Origin of the sequence: Amycolatopsis sp. NPDC051061, from assembly GCF_040682935.1 — a bacterium.
Taxonomy (GTDB): Bacteria; Actinomycetota; Actinomycetes; order Mycobacteriales; family Pseudonocardiaceae; genus Amycolatopsis.
Genome location: NZ_JBFBBZ010000002.1, coordinates 65,859 through 90,132 on the forward strand (window position 1 = coordinate 65,859; position 24,274 = coordinate 90,132).

27 protein-coding genes and 2 pseudogenes are annotated in these 24,274 nt (G+C 70.2%); 19 read left to right on the forward strand and 10 right to left on the reverse strand.

The window, feature by feature from the left end:
• Nucleotides 1–1,316: DUF3027 domain-containing protein (locus tag AB0N03_RS03000; RefSeq protein WP_364364452.1), on the reverse strand; the 1,316-nt coding region annotated here is incomplete at its 3' end.
• Nucleotides 1,317–1,366: 50 nt separating this feature from the next.
• Between AB0N03_RS03000 and AB0N03_RS03005 the strand changes: the two genes are divergently transcribed.
• The 3 genes from AB0N03_RS03005 to AB0N03_RS03015 are packed head-to-tail and all read left to right on the forward strand — an operon-like array spanning nucleotide 1,367 to nucleotide 4,577.
• Nucleotides 1,367–2,134 (forward strand): glutaminyl-peptide cyclotransferase, encoded by a 768-nt coding sequence (locus AB0N03_RS03005; RefSeq protein ID WP_364364455.1) that lies wholly within the window; start codon nucleotides 1,367–1,369, stop codon nucleotides 2,132–2,134.
• Nucleotides 2,135–2,183: 49 nt separating this feature from the next.
• Nucleotides 2,184–4,091 (forward strand): MFS transporter, encoded by a 1,908-nt coding sequence (locus AB0N03_RS03010; RefSeq protein ID WP_364364458.1) that lies wholly within the window; start codon nucleotides 2,184–2,186, stop codon nucleotides 4,089–4,091.
• Between the two features lie 9 nt (nucleotides 4,092–4,100).
• Nucleotides 4,101–4,577, forward strand: a complete 477-nt coding sequence (locus AB0N03_RS03015) for a DUF2771 family protein (protein ID WP_284743009.1) — start codon at nucleotides 4,101–4,103, stop codon at nucleotides 4,575–4,577.
• A gap of 4 nt (nucleotides 4,578–4,581) precedes the next feature.
• Here AB0N03_RS03015 and AB0N03_RS03020 read toward each other — a convergent pair whose 3' ends face one another.
• A complete protein-coding gene (locus tag AB0N03_RS03020) occupies nucleotides 4,582–4,971 on the reverse strand; it encodes a cold-shock protein (protein ID WP_364365340.1) in 390 nt (129 codons plus the stop codon).
• A gap of 132 nt (nucleotides 4,972–5,103) precedes the next feature.
• Here AB0N03_RS03020 and AB0N03_RS03025 point away from each other — a divergent pair, with 132 nt between their 5' ends.
• Nucleotides 5,104–5,346 carry a hypothetical protein gene (locus tag AB0N03_RS03025; RefSeq protein WP_364364462.1) on the forward strand — a complete coding sequence of 81 codons (243 nt, stop codon included), beginning with the start codon at nucleotides 5,104–5,106 and terminating at the stop codon, nucleotides 5,344–5,346.
• Here the strand turns inward: AB0N03_RS03025 and AB0N03_RS03030 are convergent.
• Nucleotides 5,343–5,966, reverse strand: coding sequence for an HAD family hydrolase (locus tag AB0N03_RS03030; RefSeq protein ID WP_364364465.1), 624 nt, complete (start codon nucleotides 5,964–5,966; stop codon nucleotides 5,343–5,345). The genes AB0N03_RS03025 and AB0N03_RS03030 overlap by 4 nt on opposite strands.
• 95 nt (nucleotides 5,967–6,061) lie before the next feature.
• Between AB0N03_RS03030 and AB0N03_RS03035 the strand changes: the two genes are divergently transcribed.
• Both AB0N03_RS03035 and AB0N03_RS03040 read left to right on the forward strand, forming a co-directional pair.
• Complete coding sequence (locus AB0N03_RS03035; RefSeq protein WP_364364468.1) at nucleotides 6,062–6,661, forward strand: TetR family transcriptional regulator; 600 nt, start codon at nucleotides 6,062–6,064, stop codon at nucleotides 6,659–6,661.
• Nucleotides 6,658–7,638, forward strand: a complete 981-nt coding sequence (locus AB0N03_RS03040; protein WP_364364471.1) for a R2-like ligand-binding oxidase — start codon at nucleotides 6,658–6,660, stop codon at nucleotides 7,636–7,638. Before AB0N03_RS03035 ends, AB0N03_RS03040 begins: the two co-directional genes overlap by 4 nt.
• A gap of 59 nt (nucleotides 7,639–7,697) precedes the next feature.
• Here AB0N03_RS03040 and AB0N03_RS03045 read toward each other — a convergent pair whose 3' ends face one another.
• Complete coding sequence (locus tag AB0N03_RS03045; protein WP_364364474.1) at nucleotides 7,698–9,356, reverse strand: AMP-binding protein; 1,659 nt, start codon at nucleotides 9,354–9,356, stop codon at nucleotides 7,698–7,700.
• Nucleotides 9,357–9,485: 129 nt separating this feature from the next.
• On the opposite strand from AB0N03_RS03045, the gene AB0N03_RS03050 reads away from it, so the two are divergent.
• The 12 genes and pseudogenes from AB0N03_RS03050 to AB0N03_RS03105 all read left to right on the forward strand — a co-directional run bounded on the left by AB0N03_RS03050 (nucleotide 9,486) and on the right by AB0N03_RS03105 (nucleotide 17,432).
• Nucleotides 9,486–10,667, forward strand: a complete 1,182-nt coding sequence (locus AB0N03_RS03050; RefSeq protein ID WP_364364477.1) for an AAA family ATPase — start codon at nucleotides 9,486–9,488, stop codon at nucleotides 10,665–10,667.
• A gap of 73 nt (nucleotides 10,668–10,740) precedes the next feature.
• Nucleotides 10,741–10,842 (forward strand): annotated as a pseudogene (locus AB0N03_RS03055) (ribonucleoside-triphosphate reductase activating protein); the annotation flags it as partial.
• A gap of 28 nt (nucleotides 10,843–10,870) precedes the next feature.
• Nucleotides 10,871–11,314: pseudogene (locus tag AB0N03_RS03060) on the forward strand (4Fe-4S cluster-binding domain-containing protein); the annotation flags it as partial.
• Complete coding sequence (locus AB0N03_RS03065; RefSeq protein WP_364364480.1) at nucleotides 11,311–11,754, forward strand: hypothetical protein; 444 nt, start codon at nucleotides 11,311–11,313, stop codon at nucleotides 11,752–11,754. The pseudogene AB0N03_RS03060 and the gene AB0N03_RS03065, both read left to right, overlap by 4 nt.
• The gene (locus AB0N03_RS03070) at nucleotides 11,751–12,368 is read left to right on the forward strand and encodes a hypothetical protein (protein WP_364364483.1); all 618 of its coding nucleotides are present in this window, start codon (nucleotides 11,751–11,753) and stop codon (nucleotides 12,366–12,368) included. Before AB0N03_RS03065 ends, AB0N03_RS03070 begins: the two co-directional genes overlap by 4 nt.
• Complete coding sequence (locus tag AB0N03_RS03075) at nucleotides 12,341–12,979, forward strand: hypothetical protein (RefSeq protein ID WP_364364485.1); 639 nt, start codon at nucleotides 12,341–12,343, stop codon at nucleotides 12,977–12,979. Before AB0N03_RS03070 ends, AB0N03_RS03075 begins: the two co-directional genes overlap by 28 nt.
• A 33-nt stretch (nucleotides 12,980–13,012) precedes the next feature.
• Nucleotides 13,013–13,705, forward strand: a complete 693-nt coding sequence (locus AB0N03_RS03080) for an ESX secretion-associated protein EspG (RefSeq protein WP_364364488.1) — start codon at nucleotides 13,013–13,015, stop codon at nucleotides 13,703–13,705.
• A 44-nt stretch (nucleotides 13,706–13,749) separates the two neighbouring features.
• Nucleotides 13,750–14,274, forward strand: a complete 525-nt coding sequence (locus AB0N03_RS03085; RefSeq protein ID WP_364364491.1) for a hypothetical protein — start codon at nucleotides 13,750–13,752, stop codon at nucleotides 14,272–14,274.
• A complete protein-coding gene (locus AB0N03_RS03090) occupies nucleotides 14,271–14,828 on the forward strand; it encodes a DUF3558 family protein (RefSeq protein ID WP_364364494.1) in 558 nt (185 codons plus the stop codon). Before AB0N03_RS03085 ends, AB0N03_RS03090 begins: the two co-directional genes overlap by 4 nt.
• Nucleotides 14,829–14,842: 14 nt before the next feature.
• The gene (locus tag AB0N03_RS03095) at nucleotides 14,843–16,243 is read left to right on the forward strand and encodes a hypothetical protein (RefSeq protein WP_364364497.1); all 1,401 of its coding nucleotides are present in this window, start codon (nucleotides 14,843–14,845) and stop codon (nucleotides 16,241–16,243) included.
• A gap of 65 nt (nucleotides 16,244–16,308) precedes the next feature.
• Nucleotides 16,309–17,058 carry a PhzF family phenazine biosynthesis protein gene (locus tag AB0N03_RS03100; RefSeq protein ID WP_364364499.1) on the forward strand — a complete coding sequence of 250 codons (750 nt, stop codon included), beginning with the start codon at nucleotides 16,309–16,311 and terminating at the stop codon, nucleotides 17,056–17,058.
• Nucleotides 17,058–17,432, forward strand: a complete 375-nt coding sequence (locus AB0N03_RS03105) for a YccF domain-containing protein (RefSeq protein WP_364364502.1) — start codon at nucleotides 17,058–17,060, stop codon at nucleotides 17,430–17,432. The genes AB0N03_RS03100 and AB0N03_RS03105 overlap by 1 nt, the downstream gene beginning before the upstream one ends.
• On the opposite strand, the gene AB0N03_RS03110 is transcribed toward AB0N03_RS03105, so the two are convergent.
• Nucleotides 17,429–18,229, reverse strand: a complete 801-nt coding sequence (locus tag AB0N03_RS03110) for a metallophosphoesterase (RefSeq protein WP_364364505.1) — start codon at nucleotides 18,227–18,229, stop codon at nucleotides 17,429–17,431. The genes AB0N03_RS03105 and AB0N03_RS03110 overlap by 4 nt on opposite strands.
• A gap of 37 nt (nucleotides 18,230–18,266) precedes the next feature.
• Nucleotides 18,267–19,061 (reverse strand): HAD-IIA family hydrolase, encoded by a 795-nt coding sequence (locus AB0N03_RS03115; protein WP_364364508.1) that lies wholly within the window; start codon nucleotides 19,059–19,061, stop codon nucleotides 18,267–18,269.
• Between the two features lie 191 nt (nucleotides 19,062–19,252).
• Between AB0N03_RS03115 and AB0N03_RS03120 the strand changes: the two genes are divergently transcribed.
• Nucleotides 19,253–21,034 (forward strand): multicopper oxidase domain-containing protein, encoded by a 1,782-nt coding sequence (locus AB0N03_RS03120; protein WP_364364511.1) that lies wholly within the window; start codon nucleotides 19,253–19,255, stop codon nucleotides 21,032–21,034.
• 103 nt (nucleotides 21,035–21,137) lie between these two features.
• Here the strand turns inward: AB0N03_RS03120 and AB0N03_RS03125 are convergent, their stop codons facing one another.
• From AB0N03_RS03125 to AB0N03_RS03140, 4 genes are read right to left on the reverse strand one after another with little or no spacing between them, the layout of a single operon-like run.
• The gene (locus AB0N03_RS03125; RefSeq protein ID WP_364364514.1) at nucleotides 21,138–22,205 is read right to left on the reverse strand and encodes an ATP-binding cassette domain-containing protein; all 1,068 of its coding nucleotides are present in this window, start codon (nucleotides 22,203–22,205) and stop codon (nucleotides 21,138–21,140) included.
• Entirely contained in the window at nucleotides 22,202–22,969 is a 768-nt protein-coding gene (locus AB0N03_RS03130) for an ABC transporter permease (protein ID WP_364364516.1), read from the reverse strand. Before AB0N03_RS03130 ends, AB0N03_RS03125 begins: the two co-directional genes overlap by 4 nt.
• A gap of 58 nt (nucleotides 22,970–23,027) precedes the next feature.
• Entirely contained in the window at nucleotides 23,028–23,858 is an 831-nt protein-coding gene (gene modA / locus AB0N03_RS03135; RefSeq protein WP_364364519.1) for a molybdate ABC transporter substrate-binding protein, read from the reverse strand.
• Nucleotides 23,855–24,259, reverse strand: a complete 405-nt coding sequence (locus AB0N03_RS03140; protein WP_086675206.1) for a helix-turn-helix transcriptional regulator — start codon at nucleotides 24,257–24,259, stop codon at nucleotides 23,855–23,857. Before AB0N03_RS03140 ends, modA begins: the two co-directional genes overlap by 4 nt.
• Nucleotides 24,260–24,274 lie beyond the last annotated feature (15 nt).

The window sequence follows — 24,274 nt, forward strand, 5'->3', positions numbered from 1 at the left end:
GGAACCACCGGCACAGCGGCCTCAGCCGACTGCGGCTCGACGACCGCATCAGTCACCTCAGCCTGAGTCGGCTCAGCCTCGGCAGGCTCAGGAACCACCGGCACAGCGGCCTCAGCCGACTGCGGCTCGACGACCGCATCAGTCACCTCAGCCTGAGTCGGCTCAGCCTCGGCAGGCTCAGGAACCGCCGACACAGCGGGTTCAGCCTGCTCCGCAACCACGGGTGCGGCGGCTTCAGCCTGCTGCAGCTCGGCAACCGCATCGGTCACCTCGGCTTGCTCCGGCTGCGCCTCCGCCGGCTCCGCCGCGGCAACTTCGACCGGCTCGGCCTCGGCGGCCGCCTCGCTCCGCTCAGCCTGGTCGGCATCGGCCGCAACCGGCTCGGCGACCACATCGGCCACCGCGACCGGCGCGGTGTCAGACTCAGCCGCAGCCTCCGCGATGACCTCCGGCTCCACCTCCGCCGGCGAGACGTCCGCCTCCGCGATCGCCGTCTCCGGCTCGGCCGCCGCCGTCTCCACCACCTCCGACGACGACGATGACGACGCCGCCGACGCCTCCACCGGGGTGTAGTCCAACAGCGAGTCGTCGTAAACCAGCTCTGCCACCGGGACCGACGACGTCACCTCGACCTCGACCTCCGAGTGCGCTCCGCACCCGTACTCCACGTCCACCACGTGGCCGTCCGCCGGGGCGATGTCGTTGCTGCACACTCCGAACACCCCGCGCAGCGAGCCCGCCAGCGGCACGAAGAACCCGCACGTCCCGCACACGTCCGGCGCACTGCGCGCCATGTCCGAGCGCGGTCCGAACTCGCCGCCGTGCCAGCGGGACGCCGCCTCGGTACGGCCATAACGAGACAACACGTGGACGCGCCCCAGGCCGGCGTCGCGGGAGACCTCCTCCACCGCCGGGTCGTCCGACTGCAGGTACGCCGGGGCCAGGCGGGGGTCGTTCTCGTCCGTCGGGAAGATGTCGCCGACGCCGAGGTCGCCCGCGCGGACCCGGCGCCCCCACGGCACCCACGCCGGGGCGACCAGCGCCTCGGGCCCGGGCACCAGCACGACCTCGCTGACCGTCACCGGCTCGTCGTCGCCCGCCAGGGCGACCGTCACCGACCAGCGCCAGCCGCGATGGCCGGGCACCTGGGCCTCGAACAAGTGACTCGCCGTGACTGCGTCCTCACGAGAGACACCCACGTGGGTGCCGATCTGCTCCCCGGGCGTTTCGTCGAGCACTGCCGCGCGCGCGAACTCCACCGCATCGGCGAGCTTGCGCTGCACGGAACCGTCATCGAGGGTCAGCAGCAGCGTCATGCAGCCAATTGTGCCGCACGCATCATCGGCGCCCGTGCCAGGCTGTTCATGTGCGCACGCCGATCATCACCACGCTGCTGGTGGCCGCCGCGCTCGGCGGCTGCGCCGGTGCCCCCGGCCAGGAGACAAGCCCGGAACAGCTCACCGTCCAAGTGGTCGCGACCCTGCCGCACGACCCCGCCGCCTTCACCGAAGGCCTCGAGTTCGCCGGCGACACGCTCTACGAGAGCACCGGCCTCGCCGGGCAGTCGACGCTCACCGCGGGCCCGCCCGGCGGACCGCCGAAAACCACGGCCACGCTCCCCTCGCCCCTCTTCGGCGAGGGCGTCACGGTGCTCGGGCCGACGCTGTGGCAGCTCACCTGGCAAGACGGCTTCGCCATCGAACGCGACTCGCAGACCCTCGCCGAGCTGCGCCGGGTCAGATACGAAGGCGAAGGCTGGGGACTGTGCCACCAGGCCGGCGGACGGCTCGTCATGAGCAACGGCTCCGCCCGGCTGACCTTCCGCGACCCGAAGACCTTCGCCGTCACCGGCGGCGTCGACGTCGGGCGCGACCAGCTCAACGAACTCGAGTGCGTCGGTGGCGACGTCTACGCAAACGTTTGGCACACCGACACCATCCTCCGCGTGGACGCCGCCACCGGACACGTCACCGGGACGATCGACGCAGGTCAGCTGCGCGCACAGCTGAACAGAACCGGCTCCGAGGACGTGCTCAACGGTATCGCCGCCGTGCCGGGCACGGACGAATTCCTCCTCACCGGGAAGCAGTGGCAGGTCACGTTCCGGGTGAGGTTCGTCCCGAAGAACCCGTAAAGCACGGATGAGCAGGCGGAACCGACCCCCGGTAAGGCAGGATTGAGACGTGGCACTCTTCGGCTCCCGCTCCGACGGCTCCGGCTCGCAGCAGCGCGGCCGGAAGTCGAAGCGACGCTGGACGCCGGAGCCGGGCGCGGCGCAGGCCAAGCCGTGGCGGGAGGCCGTCGCCCCCACCCGGGCGGAGCCCACCCGCGCCGAGCACCGGAGCGCGCCGCCGCCCACCCGCGTCGAACGGCCCGTCCCGCCGCCGCCCCCGCCGCGCGGCGGTTACTACGGCGACCCCGGGCCGAACGCGAACGAAGCCCCGACCGCCGCCGCGCCGATGGGGCACCGGCCACCGCCGCCGCCGCCACCTCCGCGCGGCGCCCGGCCGTATGACCCGAACCGCACCGAGCCGGTCCGCCGCGAGCAGCCCGGCTTCTACCAGGGCGAACACCGTCCCGGCAGCGGTGAGTACGAGCACTACGACACCGGCGGCTACGCGGGCGAACCGCGGCCGCCCGAGCCGGAGCCCCAGCCGCCGCGGGAGGAACCGCGCACGCCGGGCGGCACGCCGAAGCTGCCGAAGAAGATCACCGTCACGCGGGTCGCGGCGATGCGCAGCCGGCAGCTGACCGGCCAGGCCGTCGGCGCCTTCCAGCGCGCGACGAAGGCCGACGGCGCCGAAAAGTCCGGCCTCACCTCGCTGACCTACGCCGTGATGCTGAACTACGCCAGCGACGCGGCGATGGCGATCGCGCTGGCCAACACCCTGTTCTTCGCCGCGACCAGCGGCGAGAGCAAGGGCAAGGTCGCGCTCTACCTGCTCATCACGATCGCGCCGTTCGCGCTGGTCGCGCCGGTGATCGGCCCCGCGCTCGACAAGGTGCAGCGGGGCCGGCGGCTGGCGATGTGCGCGTCTTCGGTCGGCCAGGGGCTGATGGCCGTCGTGATGGCGCTGCACTTCGACGACTGGCTGCTCTACCCCGCCGCGCTCGGCATGATGGTGCTCTCGAAGTCGTTCACCGTGCTCAAGGCCGCGGTGACGCCCCGGGTGCTGCCATCGGAGATCACGCTCTCCAAGACCAACGCCCGGCTGACGACGTTCGGCCTGATCGCCGCCGGCTCGTTCGGCGCGCTGGCCAGCGGCATCAACGCGATCTCCGGGGCGGCCGGCGCGCTGTGGTTCACGGCGCTGATCTGCGTCGCCGCCGCGGTGCAGTCGATGCGGATCCCGGCCTGGGTCGAGGCGACCGAGGGCGAGGTGCCGACGTCGCTGTGGGCGCACCCGACGGAGAAGAAGCGCCGCCAGCCGATGGGGCGCCACATCGTCGTCGCGCTGTGGGGCAACGGTTCGGTGCGCATCCTCACCGGTTTCCTCATGATGTTCGCCGCGTTCGCCGTCAAGGCCCAGACCGAAGGCAGCGGGCAGACGCCGTTCATGCAGCTGCTGCTGCTCGGCGTGATCGGCGCCGCCGCGGGTACCGGCGGCTTCCTCGGCAACGCCCTGGGCTCGCGGCTGCACTTCGGCAACCCGGACCAGGTGATCGTCGGGTGCGTGGCGGGCTGCGTGCTGGCCGCGCTCGTCGCGACGATCCTGCCCGGCCTGGCCACGGCCGCGCTCGTCGGCCTGGTCGGCGCCACGGCCAGCGCGCTGGCCAAGATCAGCCTCGACGCCGTCATCCAGGAGGACCTGCCCGAGGAGTCACGCGCGTCGGCGTTCGGCCGCTCGGAGACCGTGCTGCAGCTGGCCTGGTGCCTCGGCGGCGCGGTCGGCCTGCTGCTGCCGCCGACGTACTGGATCGGCTTCCTCGTGATCACCGTCCTGCTGGCGGTCGGGATGACCCAGACGTACCTGGTGCGCCGCGGCGGCTCACTCGTGCCGGGCCTCGGCGGCGACCGGCCGCTGCGCCCCGAGCCGACCGGGAGCTTCCCGGTCCAGGGCCTGCCCAGGGACCCGTCGGCCCGCCGGTAGGCTCCGGCCATGCGACGTTCCCGGGTGGTGGCCCTGCTTGCGGCCGGTGGGTTCGCGGTGGCCGGCTGCTCGGCACCCGGCCCGGCCGAGGTCACCTTCTACGCCGACGGCCACACGATCAACACCACGCCGGTGCTGTCGTGCGACTACTCCCAGCAGCTCGCGCAGCCGTGCAGCGCCAAGGGCGACACGCAGACGCTGAAGGTCCGCCCGGGCAAACCCGTGCAGATCTCGGTGCCCGGCGAGGTCGCGGACGCGCCGTGGCAGATCGTCTACGAGTACGTCACCCCGCAGGGCGAGTTCAAGCAGAGCGACCCGATCCCGTTCACGTCACTGGACCGGTACGCCTACACGGTCACGCCGCCGACGCCCGCCGACCGCATCTCGGCGGTCGACGTGCAGAAGTACACCGCCGTGCTGAACTCGAGCACCGGTGAGTCGGGCCTGCTGCCCAGTGACGTGTGGGGCCTCCGGCTGGAGGCCTAGCGGTTTAGGGGTCCAGGTCCCGGGCCACCCCGCGCAGGATCTCGCCGACCTGCTTGGTGTGCTTGCGGTCCGGGTAGCGGTTGCGCCGCAGGTCCGGCTGCACCTTCAGTTCGAGGAGCTTGATCATGTCCTCGATCAGGCCGTGCAGCTCCTCCGCGGGGCGGCGACGCGCTTCGACGACGGACGGCGGCGCGTCGATCAGCCGGACGGAAAGCGCTTGCGGGCCGCGACGGCCGTCGGCGACGCCGAACTCGAGCCGCTGCCCGGCCTTGAGCCCCTCGACGCCGTGCGGCAGCGCGGCCTTGCGGATGTAGACGTCGGCGCCACCGTCGTCCTGCGTGACGAAACCGAACCCCTTCTCCGCGTCGTACCACTTGACCTTGCCGGTCGGCACTTCCCTCACCAATCCTTCTGCTGTCCCGCTCACGACGAACGCGCCCGGGGGCGTACCCAGGGCGCGCTCCTGAAAGGGTATCTCGCCACAGGCCCTGGGGAGAAGTCGATACCGGCGGATATCCTCTGGGGCATGACGACCGCGACGAAGGAGGCCACCGTGGCCGCCCCCGGCAAACCGTTCCTGATGCGGATCGGCATCGGCCTGTTCGCCCTCGGCATGATCGCCGTCCTGACGGTGTTCATCATGTTCGCCGCCGGTCTGGAGAACCTGCCGATCTGGCTGTCCGTCGGCGCCGGCGTCGTCACCCCGCTGGGCCTGCTGCTTGGCTTGCTTGCGCTGGTCTTCGAGGCGCGCGCCAAGAAAACCGACTAGGGCACCACGCTCCTCGCGAAGGTCCGCTCGAACCAGTCCGGGAACTCCGTCAAGGAGTCGAACACCACTTCGGCGCCTTCGCTCAGCAAGAGCGTGCGATCACACGGACCGGTCGTGACGCCGACCGCGATCGCCTTGGCGGCCAACGCGCCTCGGATGTCGCCGGCGTGATCTCCGACATACACCTTCGCGTCGTGGGCCAGGAGCGCCTCGGCCTTCCGCGTCGACCACAGCTCGCCGACGACCTCGTCGACGTCCAGGCCGAGCGCGTCCACGTGCAGCTGCGCGTTGGGCGCGTACTTGCCGGTGACGACCAGCGTGCGCCCGCCGGCTTTCCGGACCGCCTGCAGCGACTCGACCGCGCCGGGCAGCGCGACCGTGCTCGGCACGACCATCTCGGGGTACAGCGCGCGGAACCGGTCGACCAGACCGGGGATGCGTTCCTCGGGTGCTTCGAAACCGCGCAGGATGTCGTCGAGGGGCGGGCCGAGGTTCGCCGCGAAGGCGTCACCGTCCAGCGAAAGGCCGGATTCGACGCCGAGCGCGTTCATCGCCGCGGCCATGCCCGGCCGCGCGTCGATCAGTGTCATGTCGAGGTCGAACCCCACCGTGATGCCCACGCCTGACACGGTAGCCGTCACCACCGACAGATTTACACGTCAACCGATCATGTACAGCGCCTTGACAGCGGAGACATCTGTGTCAAGGTGAAGGTGTGACCAGCTTCACTGACCGGACGAAGGCGTCCCTCCGGGAAGCCTTGCTCGACGCCGCCGCGGACCTGCTGCCCGAGGGCGGCTACGCGGGGCTGCGGATGGCCGACGTCGCGGCCCGGGCCGGGGTGAGCAGGCAGACCGTCTACAACGAGTTCGGCAACAAGGCGGCGCTGACCCAGGCGGTGGCGCTGCGCACCGCGTCGGAGTTCCTCGACGGGATCCGGCAGCGGTTCGAGACGGCGGACAGCCTGCTGGCCGGGATTCACCACGCCGTCGTCTACACGATCGAGCACGCGCGGGAGAACCGCCTGGTCGCGGCGGCGCTCGGCACCGAAGCGGGCGAGGACCTGCTGCCCCTGCTCACGACCAAGGGCGAACCCATCCTCACCGCGGCCGCCGACCTCGCCGCGGAGCAGTACCGGGAGTTCGAGCCGGGACTGTCCGCCGAAGCCGCCGCCCTGCTCGCGGAGACCGTCGTGCGGCTTTCGCTGTCGCACCTGGTGCTCCCCACGCACTCGGCGGCCGAGGCAGCCGACGCCGTCACCGCCGTGCTGGCTCCCACCATCCGCCAATTCGGCCACAATGGAGTGAAACGATGACCGACACGCTCGCCGAACTGCGCACCGGTTTCTCCTCGCTGCGCAAGGGCGGCCTGAACTGGGACTCGTTCCCGCTGCGCCTGTTCGCCAAGGGCAACAAGAAGTTCTGGAACCCCGCCGACATCGACTTCAGCCGCGAACGCGAAGGCTGGGACACCCTCAACGACGAGCAGAAACGCAGCACGACGTACCTGGTCGCGCAGTTCATCGCCGGCGAAGAGGCCGTCACGGAGGACATCCAGCCGTTCATGCGCGCGATGTCGGCGACCGGCCGCTTCGGCGACGAGATGTACCTGACGCAGTTCTGCTTCGAGGAAGCCAAGCACACCGAGGTGTTCCGGCGCTGGATGGACGCGGTCGGGCTGACCGAGGACCTACACCCGTACGTCGCGGAGAATCCCCACTACCGCAAGCTGTTCTACGAGGAACTACCGCAGTCGCTGCGCGCGCTGGAGGACGATCCCAGCCCGCTCAACCAGATCCGCGCGAGCGTGACGTACAACCACGTGATCGAGGGCAGCCTCGCGCTGACGGGCTACTACTCGTGGCAGCTGATCTGCACCCAGCACGACATCCTGCCGGGCATGCAGGAGCTGGTCCGCCGCATCGGCGACGACGAGCGCCGCCACATGGCGTGGGGCACGTTCACCTGCCGCCGGCACGTCGCGGCGGACGACTCCCTGTGGGACGCCGTCCAGCAGCGGATGGGCGAGCTGCTGCCGCACGCGCTCAGCATGATCCAGTGGGTGCAGGACCAGTTCGAGGAAGTGCCGTTCGACAACGACCCGGAGGAGATCATCCAGTACGCGGCCGACCGCGCCCAGCGCCGCCTGGGGGCGATCGAGTCGGCGCGCGGGATGCCGGTGGAGCAGATCGACGTCGACTACTCACCGGAGCAGCTGGAAGACACGTTCGGCGAGGAAGACGCGAAGGCGATCGCGGCGGCGGCCGCGGCGGTGGCCGCGGCGGTGGGCTGACGTGCCGTGAAGGCCACCTTGAGGAACTTGAAGTTCGTCAAGGTGGCCTTCACGAAGTTTCAGGCGTGCTTGGCCGACGCCGCCTTTTCCAAGCCCAGCAGGCTGATCGACTTCTCGCGCATCTCCACCTTGCGGACCTTGCCGGTCACCGTCATCGGGAATTCCTCGACGACGTGCACGTACCGCGGGATCTTGTAGCGGGCCAGCTTGCCTTCGCAGAACTCACGTACCTTCTCCGCGGTCAACGGCGAAGCGCCTTCGCGCATCCGCACCCAGGCCATCAGCTCTTCGCCGTACTTCTCGTCCGGGACGCCGATGACCTGCGCGTCGAGGATGTCCGGGTGCGTGTAGAGGAACTCCTCGATCTCCCGCGGGTACAGGTTCTCCCCGCCGCGGATGACCATGTCCTTGATGCGGCCGGTGATGTTGAGGTAGCTGTCGGCGTCCATGACCGCCAGGTCGCCGGTGTGCATCCAGCGGGCCGCGTCGATCGCCTCCGCCGTCTTGTCCGCCTGCTCCCAGTACCCGAGCATCACCGAATACCCGCGCGTGCACAGCTCCCCCGGCTCGCCGCGCGGCACCGTCAGCCCCGTCTCGGGGTCGACGACCTTGACCTCCAGGTGCGGCCCGACGCGCCCGACCGTCGACACGCGACGCTCGATCGAGTCGTCCGCGCGGGTCTGCGTCGACACCGGTGACGTTTCGGTCATGCCGTAGCAGATCGACACCTCGGACATGCCCATCCGGTCGATGACCTGCTTCATCACCTCGACCGGGCACGGCGAGCCCGCCATGATCCCGGTCCGCAGCGACGACAGGTCGAAGCTCGCGAAGTCCGGGTGGTTCAGCTCGGCGATGAACATCGTCGGCACGCCGTAGAGGGACGTGCACTGCTCGGCGGCGACGGCGTCGAGGGTCGCCTTCGGGTCGAACGCCGGCGCCGGGATCACCATGCAGGCGCCGTGGCTGGTGCACGCGAGGTTGCCCATCACCATGCCGAAGCAGTGGTAGAAAGGCACCGGGATGCACACCTTGTCGGCTTCGGTGTAGTTGCACAGCTCGCCGACGAAGTAGCCGTTGTTGAGGATGTTGTGGTGGGACAGGGTGGCGCCCTTGGGGAAGCCGGTCGTGCCCGAGGTGTACTGGATGTTGATCGGGTCGTCGGCCGACAAGCCCGCCTGCAGGTGCGCCAGCTGCGCCGGATCGCCCTGCCGGCCGGCGCCCACCAGCGCCTGCCAGCTCTCGCCGCCGAGGATCGCGACGTGCTCCAGCGCGGCGCACTTCTCGCGGACCTCGTCGACCATCGCCGGGTAGTCGGACGTCTTGAACTCGTCCGACGCGACCAGCAGCCGGATGCCGGCCTGGTTGAGCACGTACTCCAGTTCGTGCGAGCGGTACGCGGGGTTGATGTTGACGAGGATCGCGCCGATCTTCGCCGTCGCGTACTGCAGGAACGTCCATTCCGCCCGGTTCGGCGACCAGATCCCGACCCGGTCGCCCTTCCCGATGCCCTGCGCGACGAGGCCCAGCGCGAGCGCGTTCACCTCGGCGGCCAGCTCCCGGTAGGTCCACCGGCGGCCGGCGGTCCGGTCGACCAGGGCATCCCGTTCCCCGAACGCGGCCACCGTCCGATCGAAGTTGTCACCGATGGTGTCCCCGAGCAGTGGAACCTCGGAGATCCCCGAGGCGTAGCTCGGCAGGGCGGGCGCGTCAGGCATGGTGCCTCCCGTAGACGTCTTCGTCGGGCCACGTGAGTCTAGGAACCGAACCCGCCGGTGGCGACTGCTCGGAGCCGTTTCGAGAGGGAAGCGCTGGTAGTGTCCGGACGGATTCCGAGGGGGCGATCGATGGCCGGCCAGGGGTTTCGTGACGAGCTGACCGAGTTGCTGCAGGCTCGCTACCCGCTCCTGGTCGTCGAAACGCACGAAGAGCAGCGGGTGCTGCGAGAGATCCGCGCGGTGGCCGAAGACCAGAATCGCCTGCGCACGCCCCGCCGCGTCTACGTCTGGTCGAGCACCACCGGGCTGGCTCCCGCCGGCGGTCCGCCGATCAGCGAGACCCGCGCCGCGGCCGCCGCGCTCGAACGCGTCTACGGCTGGGGCGAGCCCGCCGTCTTCGTCTTCGTCGACCTGCACCCGTCGCTCGTCTCCGAAGGCGGTCACCGGCCGGACCCCGACGTCGTGCGCCGGCTGCGGGAGCTCGCCGCCGCGTTCAAGACGCGTCCGGTGCCGCTCAGCCTGATCCTCGTCTCGCCGTCGCTGCCCGTGCCGCCGGAGCTGGAGCACGACGCCACCGTCGTCGACTTCCCGCTGCCCGACCAGCGCCAGATCGGCGAGCTGCTCGACGGCATGGTCGCCGCGCACCGGCAGAACGTCCGGATCAGCATCGACCGCGACGACCGGGACATGATCGTCGCCGCCGCGCGTGGGTTGACGCTGCCGGAAGCCGAGAACGCGTTCGCCCGGGCGCTCGTCGAAGGCGGCGGGCTCGACCCCAGCGACCTGGAGCTGATCCTCGCCGAGAAGCGCCAGGCCGTCCGCCGGTCCGGGATGCTCGACATCGTGCCCGCGGAAACGAGCTTCGACGCCGTCGGCGGCCTCGACCGGCTCAAGCGGTGGCTGACCAAGCGCACCGGCACCTGGACGCCGGCCGCGTCGGCGTACAACCTCGCGGCGCCGAAGGGCCTGCTGCTCACCGGCGTCCCCGGCTGCGGCAAGAGCCTGTCCGCGGTGTGCGTCGCGAACATGTGGCGGCTGCCGCTGCTGCGCCTGGACCTGGGCCGCGTCTTCGCCGGCCTCGTCGGCTCCAGCGAGAAGAACATCCGCACGGTCATCCGCACCGCGGAGGGCATCGCGCCGTGCGTGCTGTGGGTCGACGAGATCGAGAAGGGCCTCGCCGGCGCGGGCGGCGGTGGCGACGGCGGCACCGCGCGCCGCGTGTTCGGCACGTTCCTGTCCTGGATGCAGGAGAAGACGGCGCCGGTGTTCGTGATGGCCACCGCGAACCAGGTCGGCTCGCTGCCGCCGTGACGTCGGAGTTCACCGAGGACTACCGGCGAACGTCGGCTTCAGCCGAGAACACGGCGTCGCAGCAGCAGTCGCAATGGAACTCCTGAACCTCCACCGGATCGTCGACGTCACCGCGGCCGAAGGCCCGGGACTGCGGTGCGCGGTGTGGACGCAGGGCTGCTCGGTGCGCTGCCCCGGCTGCTTCAACCCGCAGACGTGGACGACCCGCGGCGGCACGCTCTTGCCGTGGCAGGACCTGGTTTCGCGCGTCCTGGCGATCGGCGGCATCGAAGGCGTCGCTGCTGGGCGGCGAGCCGTTCGACCAGCCGGGGCCGCTGGGGCTCTTCGCTTCCGCCGTGCGCGAGGCGGGGCTTTCGGTGATGACGTTCACCGGGCACGTCCTTGAGGAGCTACCGCCGTCGAAGCTGCTCGATTCGACGGATCTGCTGGTGGACGGCCCTTTCCTGGCCGACCGGCCGGAGCCGTCACGGCCGTGGGTCGGCTCGGTGAACCAGCGGTTCCACTTCCTGACCGGCCGCTACGACGAGTCGATCTTCACCACCCCGAACCGGCTGGAACTGACGATCGCCCCGGACGGCGCGATCGAGCTGAACGGCTTCGCCACCACCGAAGTACTCGAAGCGCTGCTCGAAGGGGACTACCGATGAGCGTCACGCTCAAGCTGCGCAGTGAGGCGCTGGCGCAGCTCAACGCCGCCACGATCGCGGCGCACACGCAGGCTCGGCCCGGCGTCGTCACCGTCCGGACCCGGATGCGCCACCGCGATCTGCTGGCCCGTGCGCTGACCGGGCTGCGGGCACAGGTCACCGACGACGGCGCGTCCGTCGTCGCCGCGTGGGAAGGACGGCGGATCACGTTCGTCTACGGCCCCGAGGGCGTCCAGATGGCGCACGTCGACGGCCCCGGCCTCGCCGAGGCCGAAGCCCAGCGGCTGGTGCTGTCGGTCGACGACGCTTACGCGGCCGAGGTGCAGCGCGCCGTCCTCGCGCGACTGAAGGATCGCGCGGCTTCGAACGGGATGGTCGTCGAGTCCGAGCGCGTCAACGCCGACCAGTCGATCAGCGTCACGCTGGCCGCCACGTCGTGACCGAGGTCAGGGTCGGGCTGATCGAGTTCGGGAAGGCGCTCAACGACTCGATCACCCTCTCCGGCCTCGGGGAGCTGCCCGGCGGCCAGGTCAGCATCGGGCGCGCGGTCCGCGGCGCCCGCGCGCGGCTGAAGCGCGCCGACCGGATCCTGGCGGACAACCTGCGCCTCGGGATCATGGTGCGGAAGAAGTTCTTCTCGAGCGACATCGAGCCGGTGACCGACGCCGGGTTCCTCAAGGACGTCTTCGTCGCGGTGGGGCGGCGCGACCTCGGGAACGGCGACGCGCTGGAGCTGTACACCGACGACGCCGTCGGACCGGACCTGAGCCGCCAGGACGGTGTGGCGCAGGTGGTCGCGCCGGCGTACGACCAGCTGACCGGGTTCCACGTGCAGGTGCTCGTCCGGGAGGGCATGCTGCGCTTCGGGGCGTTGACGGCGTTGTCGCGCGGAGGCCAGCCGATGCGGGTGCTCGGGCTGTTCGGGCCGGCCGGGCCTCTCGAAGAGCTGCCGGCGGGGCAGCCGGGCCTCTCGAAGAGCTGCCGGCGGGGCAGCCGGGCACGGTACTGCTCGGCTTCCAGTGCGACGTGCCGCCCACGGCGGGCGACGCGCTGACCGCGTTCCACGAGCCTTCGCACGACCACCTGGAGCGCCGGGAAGGTGTCGCGGTCGTGCACGGTTTGAACGACCTCGGCAACGGCTCGGTGGTGGCGGCGGTCGAGGTCCCGGAGGGGCGCGGCTCGCTGTTCACGGTGGGCACGCGGGCGCGGGTGCTGCGGCCGGCGGGGACGACCTTCAACGAGCGGAGCACGGTCATCGCGTCGGACCTGCGGATCCTGTCGCTGGCCCGGGGCGGGGTGGCGGTGCGGACGAACGGCGGGGTGCGGACGTTCACCGTCGGGCTGGCGTTCCGGGATCTGCGGCAGAACGACGTCATCGAGGCTTACGTCCCGGCTGATGTGGCTCCGCTGGCGCCCCCGCCTCCTGCTCCTGTGCCGCTGGTGGACGTCAACGCGGCTTCGGGGCCGGAGCTGGCGGGTTTGCTTTCCCCGGAGCAGGTGGCCAAGGCGCTGGAGCTGCGGCAGCGTCAGGGCGGATTCCCGGACGTGGAGGCATTCGGCGTCGCGATCGGGTTACAGCCACACGAAATCGTCCGCTTGCGCGAACGGGCGACGGCTGGCCGGGTGGCGTTGCGCGAGACGGGTGTGCGGCAGCTCGACATCTGAGCGCGGGGTGGCCGTTCCGCTACGCTCGGGGACGTGCCGGAGGAATTTTCACTGGGCCTGGCTGAGGTCGACACGGCGATCCGGCGTACCGGTCTTCCGGCGAACTGGCACCCGTTCGAGATCCGCAGCCCCGGCCGCACGCTCGCGGAGAACGAGCGCATCGCGGCTCTTTCGTGGGAGTCCATGCGGTCGCGGGGGCTGGCGGGTCCGGACAAGCTGGACATCGAGGTCGAGCAGACGCTCCGGGCGTGGACGCAGCCGGACGTGCTGGTCATCGTCCGCGCGGCGGAGGAGGGCCGCCAGGTGTTCTACCGCGCGGCCATCGGCCACGGCCTGGGGGTGTTTTCGGAGCTGGCGGGCGAGGAGGTCCTGTTCGCCCAGGCCCGTCCGGACCGCCTGGCCGACCTGGTGGTGGGCATGCTCCCGGCGTACCGCCCGGTGCCGCTGGCGGAGCTGACGTTCATCGAGCCGGGCACCCGCCGCGACGCGGACGCGGCGACGCAGTTCTCGTCGTGGCCCCTGCACAGGTACGGGACGTTCGAGCTGTCGGTCCGCGTTTCCGACGTCTTGAGGCCGGCCGGAACGGTGACGTTCGTGGACAACGCGGGCGGCCGGTTCCTGATGTTCAGCGAGGCCCTACCGGGCGGCGAAACCCGGGTGACGTTCACCCCATCGGATGGTTCTCACCTGCGCACGTGGCTCCACGAGCGTGGCCGGAACCACTGACGCGGCCGGTTCGTCACTAGTACAGTGCGGAGGGACCACGCAGGGTGGTGCCGGACGACTGGGAGGGCGTCATGGGCGGTTCGCAATTCGGCGCGCCGGGATCGTTCACGCCGCCGGCCGGTGAAGGTGACGCGGGGTCGAACTTCCTCTCGGGGTTGCTCGACGGTCCCACTGACTCCGAAGCTGCCAAGCGGGTCTCCGAGGGTGGGCACCACCTCAAAGACCTCGCCCAGAGCGGCCAGTTCGCGGTGAACGAGGAAGGGTTCCAGGCGTACATGAAGGCCTGCGACTTCTTCCTCGATGGATACAACCGCATGATCGTCGATGTCGGCCTTCTGACGACAGCGGCCAACATGGGCGGCAGCGAGTACGCCAAGGCCGTCGCCACCTTCAACGTGAAAGTGGCCGACGGCGACGAGGAATCCCTGATCCCCAACCTGATCCGGATGCGCGATGGCGTCTTGCAAGCTCGCGAGGCGATGGCGATCGCCCGCAAGAACTACCGTGAGACCGAGGACGCCCACAGCATGACGTTCGCCCAGCTCAACAAAGGTCTGCAAGAGCAGTGAGGGTACGAGGATTTCCGGTCGCGCTCGCCGCACTGGCTCTCGCCTTCGGCGTTACCGCCTGCACGAGCCAGGTCGGGGGCCAAGCAAACCCCAGTTCCACCACGTCGGTATCGACCGCACCGGAGTCGAACTCAGCCGGTAGCAGTCGCTTCGCGGACTTGGACTCGTGCGTCTTGCTCGACCAAGCTCTCGCCGGGCAGGGTTTTCCGAAGTCCGAGCCGACTGTCGCCCGTTCGAAGGAGTCTTGCCGCGCCACCAAGGCAGCTACCGTCGACACACCGGGCTCCGACGTGGCCTTATCCCTGCAGGTCGGCCAGAACTACAGGGACAACGTGGGCAATCCGAGCCAAGCGAGCGAGGGAAACGTCAACGGGCGCCCCGCGGTCGAAGAACGCGAACCACAGCACTCCTCAGGGCAATGCGGTGTGTGGATGGAAGTGAAGCCGAATTCCCGCGCTCTGATCCTGATGAGCGCCAGCACGGATACCGCCAGTGCCTGCAAACAGGTCGAGGAAATTGCCGCGAAGGTCGAGCCCCTGCTGCCGAAGAACTGAGACGGAGTCCTGCCATGAGTCAGCCGCACCGGGCGCAGCATCGCCAGTCCGAGGGTGACTACTACGCGGAAACCGCCCAAAAAACCCAAGGGCACGGTGCGGACGGACAACGAGCGACCCAGCAAGCGGCTTCGGACTACTCGGTAGCGCAAGGCAAGCTCCTCCAAGAGGGACAAAACCTTCGAGGCGACTCGCCGGCACCGGGCGAGAACTACGCGAACAGTCCGCACGAAGTGCTGTACGACATGGTGCACAAAGACCTCGACATCGAGGGCATCAACGACCGCAGCCGCGTGGCCAATGTTTACGGCAACTGGCTCGCCGACGCCTCCAACCAATTCCGCGACGCGGCGACCGCATCCGGCGGTTCCTGGCAGGGGCCCGCCGCCGACCAGGCGAACGGGTTCTTTCAAAACACCGCGGGCCACACCGAGCAGACCGGCAACGCCATGCAGCTGGTCAGCAACCATTACTCCCAGCAGTCCGCCGCCGCGTCCTACGCCAAGAACAACATGCCCGAGCCCACCGGTTTCAACCAGCAAGCCGAGCTCGACAAGGCCAAGCAGCAGTACAACTCCGGTGACCTCATCGGCATGAGCGGCACCATGGCCGGCATCCAAGCCAAACAACAACAGTCCGACGCGGCGCACCAACAAGCCGTCCAGGTGCTCCAAAACCTCGACGGCACCTACCACGAGACCGCCAGCTCCCAGCCCACCTACGCGCCGCCGCCGCAGCTCGGCGGGAACGACTCCACCTCCGTCTCCGGGTTCCACGGCACCAGCAGCACCAGCTTCACCGGCACCCCCACCATCGGAGGCGGAACGACCACCGGGCCCGGCGGAACGAGCGGGAGCTTCGTCCCTGGAGGAACCACCGGCGGCACCACGCCACCCGGCACCACACCGCCGAACTTCGTTCAGCCCGGGGTCACCAGCGGTACCGGAAACTTCAGCGGTGGCAACACCGGCTTCCGCGGCACGCCGTCCCCGAGCGCCTTCCCGCGCATGACCCCGGACGGCCTCGCCATGCCCGGAACGGCCGGCGGCGGAACCGGTGGCAGCGGCGACATCACGCGCGGCAAGTCCGGTGCCGGGCGCGCCGGGACCGGGTTCGCCGGCTCGCGCGTCTCCGGTGGTGGCTACACCGGTGATCCGAAGGAAGCCCCCGGCGAAGGCAAAGCCAAAACCGGCGGAAAAGCACCGGGCGAACGGCTCGAACGCGGTGCCACCGCCGCCGCGGCCGCGAAGGGCAAAGGCGGGGGCGCTGCGGGGGCCGCCGGGGCCGGCAAGAAAAAGGAAGACGACAAAGAACACAAGAACAAGTACGCCGTCGACGAGGACGTCTTCGACCTCAAGCCCGAACGCGGCCCGGACGGCGAAAAAATCGTCAAGCCCACCATCGGGGAGGCGTAGGGGACAACCCCTGAATCTCCCTGAGAAAAGATCAACACACCCAGGTCGCGGGCTACATTGGGAGCATGCGCTTCTTCGTGGTCGATGCCTTCACCGACCGGGCTTTCGCCGGGAACTCCGCCGGGGTCGTCCTCCTGGACGAACCCGCCGACGCGGCCTGGATGCAAGCCGTCGCGGCTGAGATGAAGCACGCCGAGACCGCCTTCGTCGTCACGAACACCGACGGCCCGAAGTCGCTCCGCTGGTTCACCCCCGCCGTCGAGGTCGCGCTGTGCGGGCACGCCACCGTCGCCGCCACGCACGTCCTCGGCGGCGAGCAGACGTACACGACGAAAAGCGGCGAGCTGCGCGCCAAGGCCGACGGCGGCTGGGTCGAGCTGGACTTCCCGTCCGACCCGCCGACCCCGACCGACGACGACCTGTCCGGAATCCTCCCCGGGATCGAGATCGAGTACGTCGGACGCGGCGTCGAAAACCTCTTCGCCGTCCTCCCCGAGGCTGAAACGGTCAAAAAGCTCGAACCCGACCTCGCGAAGCTCAAGGCGACCTGGACCGGACGCCTGCTGGTCACCGCGAAAGGCGACGACTACGTCAGCCGCTTCTTCGCGCCGGGCGTCGGCATCGACGAAGACCCCGTCACCGGCTCGGCCCACTGCATCCTGTCGCCCTACTGGTCCGAAAAACTGCGAAAGACCGAACTGACCGGCCACCAGGTTTCCGCACGCGGCGGGATCGTCCGGACCCGCCAGGACGGCGACCGCGTCCACCTCGCCGGCCAAGCCGTCACCATCGTGAGTGGGGAGCTGCACGTCTGATGCGCACGCTGCTGAACATCATCTGGCTCGTCCTGTCCGGCTTCTGGATGGCCCTGGGTTACCTGCTCGCGGGCGTGCTCTGCTGCATCCTGATCGTCACGATCCCGTTCGGGCTGGCGTCGTTCCGGATCGCGCGCTACGCCCTCTGGCCCTTCGGCCGCACGGTGGTCGAACGCCGCGACGCGGGCGCGGCGTCCTGCCTCGGCAACGTCATCTGGTTCGTCTTCGCCGGGCTGTGGCTGGCGATCGGGCACGTGTTCACGGGCATCGCCCTGTGCGTCACGATCATCGGCATCCCGCTCGGCGTGGCGAACTTCAAGATGATCCCGATCTCCCTGATGCCGCTCGGCAAGGAGATCGTCGAGATCGCCTAGGACTCCGGCTCGTACGGCAGCTCCACCACCAGGCACGGCCCGCCGACGAACAGCCCGCCGTCGACGCCCAGCGCCTTGCCGCCCGCGTACAGGAACGGCCCTTCGATCTGTGTCGGGTGGATTCCCAGCTGGTCGGCGATGACGCTGTGCCCGTGCACGATCCGGGAGCCGCCCAGCGCGTCCATCAGCTTCTGCGCGTTCTCTTCCCCGTCCGGGCCGCGGAACGCGTAGCGCGTCGTCATGCGGCGCCACACGTCCCACCACGCCTCGATGTCCGAGCCCGTCAGGATCTCCGCGGCCGCCTCGTTGATCTCCGGGACCGTCGACCCCCAGTCGAGGTACTCCAGCGTGTCGGAGTGCAGCAGCAGGTGATCCGCCGCCACTGCCGCCAGCGGGCGCGCCGCCAGCCATTCGATGTGCTCGGGCGTCAGCCGGTCCTGGTCCGACAGGAGGCCGCCGTTGATCTCCCAGCTGCGGGCGAAGCTGCGCGGGCCGAAGTCGGACGGCACCGGCTCGTCGCCGAAGTGGTACATCCCCAGGGCCAGGATCTCGTGGTTGCCCAGCAGCGTCTGCACCTGGCCGCCGGCTTCGGCCGCCTGCGCCTCGAGCTGCATGACCAGGTCGATCGCGCCGACACCGTCCGGGCCGCGGTCGACGAAGTCACCGAGGAACCACAGCTGGTCCTCTTCCCCCGACCAGTTGTCTTCGTCGTCGACCAGACCCTCGGCGCGCAGTGCCTCGGCCAGTTCGTCACGGTGGCCGTGCACGTCGCCCACAACGTAGGTGGACTTGCTCATCCGGTGACGATAAGCCCTCCGGCCACCCGGCCCACCGTCAGCCTTCGCCGAACGGGTCGCCGGTTCGCCCGATCAGGTCGGCGATCGAGTCGAGCACCAGAGTGGGCCGATACGGATACCGTTCGGCCGACTCCCGGGTGGAGATGCCCGTGAGCACCAGGATCGTCTGCAATCCGGCCTCGATGCCCGAGTGCACGTCGGTGTCCATCCGGTCGCCGATCATCAGCGTCGACTCCGAATGCGCACCCAATCGGCGCAACGCCGAGCGCATCATCAGCGGGTTCGGCTTGCCGACGTAGTACGGCGAGCGCCCGGTGGCCTTCTCGATCAGCGCCGCGACGGACCCCGTGGCGGGCATCGAGCCTTCGACGCTCGGGCCGGTCGCGTCCGGGTTGGTCGCGATGAACTTCGCGCCGCCCTCGATCAGCCGGATCGCGCGCGTGATCGCGCTGAAGCTGTACGTGCGGGTCTCGCCCAGCACCACGTAGTCCGGGTCGCGCTCGGTCAGCACGTAGCCGACTTCGTGCAGCGCCGTCGTGAGGCCCGCTTCGCCGATGACGTACGCCGAGCCGTTCGGGCGCTGCGACGAGAGGAACTTCGCGGTCGCCAGCGCCGACGTCCAGATCGACTCCTCCGGGATGTCGAGCCCGGTGCGCTCCAGCCGGGCCCGCAGGTCGCGCGGGGTGTAGATCGAGTTGTTCGTCAGCACCAGGAAGTCGATGCCGTTCGACTTCAGCTCGGCGAGGAACTCGTCAGCCCCGGGGACGAGGTGCTCCTCCTTGACCAGGACGCCGTCCATGTCGGAGAGATACGTCCACCGGCGTTCGTTCATGCGCGGAACCTATCACGCGCGCGAAGCACCTGCGGTTCTCGGCGAAAAGGGCTACAGTGGGAATTGCCGGTATCGCGAGGGGAGTCGCGTTCCCGGCCACCGAGGGGGTTCGGGGGAATACTTTTAGACGTCACCGGCGTAATCGCCGGGGCGCAATTCGTCCTGCCCCCGAACGCGAAGGGGGAAACCGCATGACCGAAATCATCGAGCGTCCGGCCACGGCCGGGCCCGTCACCGGGCCGAACTGGGGACTCACCAAGTTCCTCGACCCACTGCCGATTCCGCCGGTGCTCCGGCCGCATTCGTGGTGGGGCCAGGACATGATCACCATTCCGATGGTGGCCAAGCAGCAGCGGCTGCACTCGCAATTGCCGCCGAGTACGTTGTGGACGTACGCGGGCCATTTCCCGGGTCCGACGATCGAAGTGCGCAGCGGCAAGCAGCTGCGGATTTCGTGGTCGAACGAAATCGACGGCGAGATCCCGTTGGTCGCCGTTCAGGGCCCGGTCACCGACGCGCCGACCAGCCGCCCGGGCCGCGAGCTGGCCAAGCCCGGCTACTCGATCGTCGAGGGCGTCGCCGACCTGCCGGCGTGGACCGTCGTGCACCTGCACGGCGCGCGCACCAACGCGGGCAACGACGGCTGGGCGCACAACGCGGGCCTCAAGGGCACGTCGCAGCTGGCCGAGTACCAGAACCGGCAGCCGGCGATGCCGCTCTGGTACCACGACCACGCCATGGCGATCACGCGCTTCAACGTCCACACCGGCCTGGCGGGGATGTACCTGATCCGCGACGACGAGGAGGACGCGCTCGACCTGCCCCACGGCGACCGCGAGCTCCCGCTGATCATCACCGACCGCAACCTCGACACCGACCCGGCGACCGGCGCGCTCACCGGGCAGCTGCTGTTCAAGTTCCCGTACGTCCCGAACGGCCCGATGATCCCGTTCTCCGGGCCGTTCAGCCTGGTCAACGGCGTGATCTGGCCGCACCTGGACGTCGACGCGAAGTGGTACCGCTTCCGGTTGCTCAACGCCGCCAACTCGCGGTTCTTCACGCTCAACCTCGTCGACGAGAACAACACCCCGGTCAACGACGCCGTCCGCCTGATCGGCACCGACGGCGGCCTGCTGCCGGCACCCGCGGCGCTGCCGGCCGGCGGCCTGACCGTCGCCCCGGCCGAACGCTTCGACGTCTTGATCGACTTCAGCCGCTTCAAGGGGCAGAAGCTCAAGCTGCGCAACGCCGACCCGCGGCTGGGCGGGATCGAGCCGGACCTCATGGAGTTCCGGGTCGACGGCCGAGCGAAGCACGACTCCTTCACGCTGCCGGAGAAGGTCTCGACGTCCTACACGCGGCTGGTGCACGGCTCGACGCTGCCGGAGGACCACGACCACGTCTGGATCGCGCTGCTGCTCAACGCCGAGGGCCACCCGGAGATGTGGGACCTCGAACAGGTCGACGCGGACCCGGGCGGCGAGGGGATCATCCAGGTCCAGGACCCGGCAGGCGGGCTCAAGACGTTCCGGATGATCGGGCGGCTCTTCGACGACACGACCGGCATCTTCATCGACCACGACCGGTGGGCGGTGTGGAACATCGTGCACGTCGCGAACGGCGGCCCGGCGCACCCGGTCCACATCCACCTGACGGAGTTCCAGGCGCTGTTCCGGCGGAGCTTCACCACGACGTTCGACCAGGCTTCGGAGCGGACGACGGCGCCGATCAGCGGGTTCACCGACGTCCCGCTGGAGAAGTACGAGGAGGGCTGGAAGGACACGATCATCGTGAACCCCGGCCAGTGGGTCAGCGTCGCCGGCAAGTTCGGCGGGGGTACCGGCGAGTTCATGTACCACTGCCACATCCTCGACCACGAGGACGAGGGCATGATGCGGCCGTTCGTCGTGCATCCGCCCGAGGTGGCGAAGTTCCACGTCCACCCGGGCGGCGGCCACCACCACGAGGGCTGACGCCGGCTCCCATGCGCCCCAATGTGGCCTTCGGTGCGTTCAACGCAACCAAGGGGCCCTTCGGTGCGTTCAACGCACCCAAGGCCACCTTGGGGCGCTGGAGTCAGGAGGCCGCAGCCGGATGCACCACCACGGTCGCGGCCTTCACCGACAGCGTCACCGCCGAGCCGGGCTCCAGGGCGAGCTCGGCCACGGCGGCCGGGGTGAGGTCCGCGGTCAGGCCGTGCGCCCAGCCGTCGCCCTCGGCCCGGACGCGGATCACCGGCCCGTGCGGCTCCAGGGCCGCGACGACGGCGTCGGCCGTGTTGCGCGGGCTGCCGCGGTGCTCGCCGTCACGGGAGTACACGGCGACGGCGTTCGGCGGGAACACCGCCACCGCGGGCTCCCCCAGCACCACATCGGCTGCCGGGATCCCGCTCACGATCGAGCCGGACGCCGTCCGCAGGCCGTCGTCGACCGCCGTCCCGGCGACCAGGTTGAGCCCGGCGATCCGCGCGGTGAACGCCGTCCGCGGTGCCGAAAGCACTTCCTGGGTCAGGCCGCGTTCGACGATCCGGCCGCCGTTCATCACCGCGACGTGGTCGGCGAGCGCCAGCGCGTCCAGCGGGTCGTGCGTGACGAGCACGGTCGTCGGCCCGGTCTTGAGCACCCGCCGCAGCAGGCCGCGGATCGCCGGTGCGGCGTCGACGTCGAGGGCGGCGAACGGCTCGTCGAGCAGCAGCAGGTCCGGCTCGGCGGCGAGCGCCCTGGCGATGGCGACGCGCTGGGCCTGGCCGCCGGACAGCTGCCCGGGCCGCCGGTCGGCGAGCGCGACGGCGTCCACTTCGGCCAGCCAGTAGAAGGCGCGTTCGCGCGCGGCGCGGCGGCCGGCACCGGTCGAGCGCGGCGAGAACGCGACGTTGTCGGCCGCGGACAGGTGCGGGAAGAGCAGCGCGTCCTGCGAGAGCAGGCCGATCCCCCGGCGGTGCGGCGCCACCCCGGCCAGCGCGCGCCCGGCCACGGTGATCTCCGCCGACGTCGGCGTGATCAACCCGGAGAGGCAGCCCAGCACCGTGGACTTCCCGGAGCCGTTGGGGCCGAGCAGCGCGAGGACTGTCCCCGTGGGCACGTCGAGGTCCACGTCCAGCGAGAACGAGCCGCGGACGGCCTCGATCCGGGCGGTCAGGCTCACCGCAGGCCGCCTTCCCACGAGCGCGGGCGCGCGACCGCGATGACGATGACCGCCACGACGATGAGCAGCAACGACAGCGCGACGGCGCTGTCGATGTCCACTTCGGCCTGCGTGTAGACCTCGAGCGGCAGCGTGCGCGTGACGTCTTCGAGGCTGCCGGCGAAGGTGATCGTCGCGCCGAACTCGCCGAGCGCGCGGGCGAAGCTGAGGACGACGCCGGAGCCGAGCGCGGGCAGCAGCAGCGGCAGCGTGACGCGCCGGAAGACGGTCCACGGGCGCGCGCCGAGGGTCGCGGCGACCTGCTCGTAGCGGTCGCCGGCCCCGCGCAGCGCGCCTTCGAGGCTGACCACGAGGAACGGCATCGCGACGAACGTCTGCGCGATCACCACCGCGGTCGTGGTGAACGGCACCGTCTCGCCGGTCAGCGTGGTGATCAGGATGCCGAGGAAGCCCTTGCGGCCGAGCAGGTAGAGCAGCGCGAGGCCGCCGACGACCGGCGGCAGCACCAGGGGCAGCAGCACGATCGAGCGCAGCAGCCGGACCCCGCGGAACCGGGCCCGGGCGAGCACGACGGCCAGCGGCACGCCGAGCAGCACGCAGGCCAGGGTGGACAGGGCCGCCGTGATCAGCGACAGCCGCAGCGCGTGCCACGACGACGGCGACACGACCAGCGACGGCAGCCGCGTCAGGTCCGAGCGCACCAGCAGGCCGACGACCGGCAGCACGACGAGCGCCAGCGCGAGGGTGGCGGGGATGGCGAGCACCCACGGGACGCTCGAACGGCCGGCCGGGACGGATCCCGGCCGGCCGTTCGCGAGACGCTTACTGCGCAGGGCCGAACCCGACCTTGCTCAGCTCGGTCTTGCCCTCGTTGCCGAGGACGAACTCGTCGAACTCCTTGGCCAGCGCGCTCTGCCCGCCCTTGACCACGGCGATCGGGTAGTTGTTGATCGCGCCGCTCGCCTCGGGGAAGTCGACCTTGTCGACCTTGCCCGCGGCCGAGGTGGCGTCGGTCACGTAGACCAGGCCCGCGTCGGCGTCGCCGGACTGGACCTTGTTCAGCACCTGCTTGACGTCCTGCTCTTCGCTCTTCGGCTTGAGCGTGACGCCGGTCGCGGTCTCCACCTTCTTGGCGGCCGAACCGCACGGCACCTGCGGCGCGCAGGTGACCACGCTCAGGCCGGCCTTGTTCAGGTCCGCGAAGGACTTGATGCCCTGGGGATTGCCCGGGGCGACCGCGATGGCGAGCTTGTTGGTCGCGAAGACCGTCGGCTGGCCGTCGATCACGCCACCCTGGACGGCTTTGTCCATATTGGCCTGATCGGCCGAGGCGAAGACGTCGGCCTTCGCGCCGTTGGTCAGCTGCTGGACCAGGCCGGACGAGCCCGCGAAGCTGAACTTCACGGTGACGCCGGGGTGCGCGGCCTCGAACTCCTTGCCGAGCGCGGTGAACGACTCGGTGAGGGACGCGGCGGCGAACACGGTGAGCGTGCCGGTGCCGGCGTCACCGCTGCCCTTCGGCGCGGGCGCGGCGACCGACGACCCGCCGGACTGCGTGCTGGGCTCGTCCGAGCTGCTGCACGCGCCCGCGAACAGGGCGACGGCCGCGACGGCGAGAGCGAGTTGTGACAACCGCGGCTTCGGCTTCTTCATCGACTTCCTTCCGGTGTTTCCACCACGACAGTGGTCGCCTTGACCACCGCGACCGCGAGCACCCCAGGGCGCAGGCCCAGCTCGCGGACGGCTTCCGTACTCATCAGGGACACCACCCGGTGTGCCCCGCACTGCAGTTCCACCTGGGCCATCACCTTGTCGGCGATGACCTCGGTGACCAGCCCGACGAACCTGTTGCGGGCGGAGCGGCCGACGGTGGAGGGGTCTTCGGGGCCGGAGGCCTGGGCCCGGGCGAACCCCGCCAGCTGGGCGCCGTCGACGACCTTGCGCCCGGCGGCGTCGTCGGTCGCGGTCAGCTGCCCCGCGCGCACCCACCTCCGGACGGTGTCGTCGCTGACGCCGAGCAGGCGCGCGGCCTCGGACAACCGAAATTGCGGCATGGCGAAGACATTATC

What these genes read in the sequence shown, in the direction of transcription:
- AB0N03_RS03120 (WP_364364511.1), top strand. Translation starts at nt 19,253, where the DNA reads ATGACCGAAATCATCGAGCGTCCGGCCACGGCCGGGCCCGTCACCGGG.
- AB0N03_RS03110 (WP_364364505.1), bottom strand. Translation starts at nt 18,229, where the DNA reads ATGAGCAAGTCCACCTACGTTGTGGGCGACGTGCACGGCCACCGTGAC.
- AB0N03_RS03105 (WP_364364502.1), top strand. Translation starts at nt 17,058, where the DNA reads ATGCGCACGCTGCTGAACATCATCTGGCTCGTCCTGTCCGGCTTCTGG.
- AB0N03_RS03115 (WP_364364508.1), bottom strand. Translation starts at nt 19,061, where the DNA reads ATGAACGAACGCCGGTGGACGTATCTCTCCGACATGGACGGCGTCCTG.
- AB0N03_RS03025 (WP_364364462.1), top strand. Translation starts at nt 5,104, where the DNA reads ATGACGACCGCGACGAAGGAGGCCACCGTGGCCGCCCCCGGCAAACCG.
- AB0N03_RS03040 (WP_364364471.1), top strand. Translation starts at nt 6,658, where the DNA reads ATGACCGACACGCTCGCCGAACTGCGCACCGGTTTCTCCTCGCTGCGC.
- AB0N03_RS03015 (WP_284743009.1), top strand. Translation starts at nt 4,101, where the DNA reads ATGCGACGTTCCCGGGTGGTGGCCCTGCTTGCGGCCGGTGGGTTCGCG.
- AB0N03_RS03095 (WP_364364497.1), top strand. Translation starts at nt 14,843, where the DNA reads ATGAGTCAGCCGCACCGGGCGCAGCATCGCCAGTCCGAGGGTGACTAC.
- modA (WP_364364519.1), bottom strand. Translation starts at nt 23,858, where the DNA reads ATGAAGAAGCCGAAGCCGCGGTTGTCACAACTCGCTCTCGCCGTCGCG.
- AB0N03_RS03050 (WP_364364477.1), top strand. Translation starts at nt 9,486, where the DNA reads ATGGCCGGCCAGGGGTTTCGTGACGAGCTGACCGAGTTGCTGCAGGCT.
- AB0N03_RS03140 (WP_086675206.1), bottom strand. Translation starts at nt 24,259, where the DNA reads ATGCCGCAATTTCGGTTGTCCGAGGCCGCGCGCCTGCTCGGCGTCAGC.
- AB0N03_RS03045 (WP_364364474.1), bottom strand. Translation starts at nt 9,356, where the DNA reads ATGCCTGACGCGCCCGCCCTGCCGAGCTACGCCTCGGGGATCTCCGAG.
- AB0N03_RS03100 (WP_364364499.1), top strand. Translation starts at nt 16,309, where the DNA reads ATGCGCTTCTTCGTGGTCGATGCCTTCACCGACCGGGCTTTCGCCGGG.
- AB0N03_RS03065 (WP_364364480.1), top strand. Translation starts at nt 11,311, where the DNA reads ATGAGCGTCACGCTCAAGCTGCGCAGTGAGGCGCTGGCGCAGCTCAAC.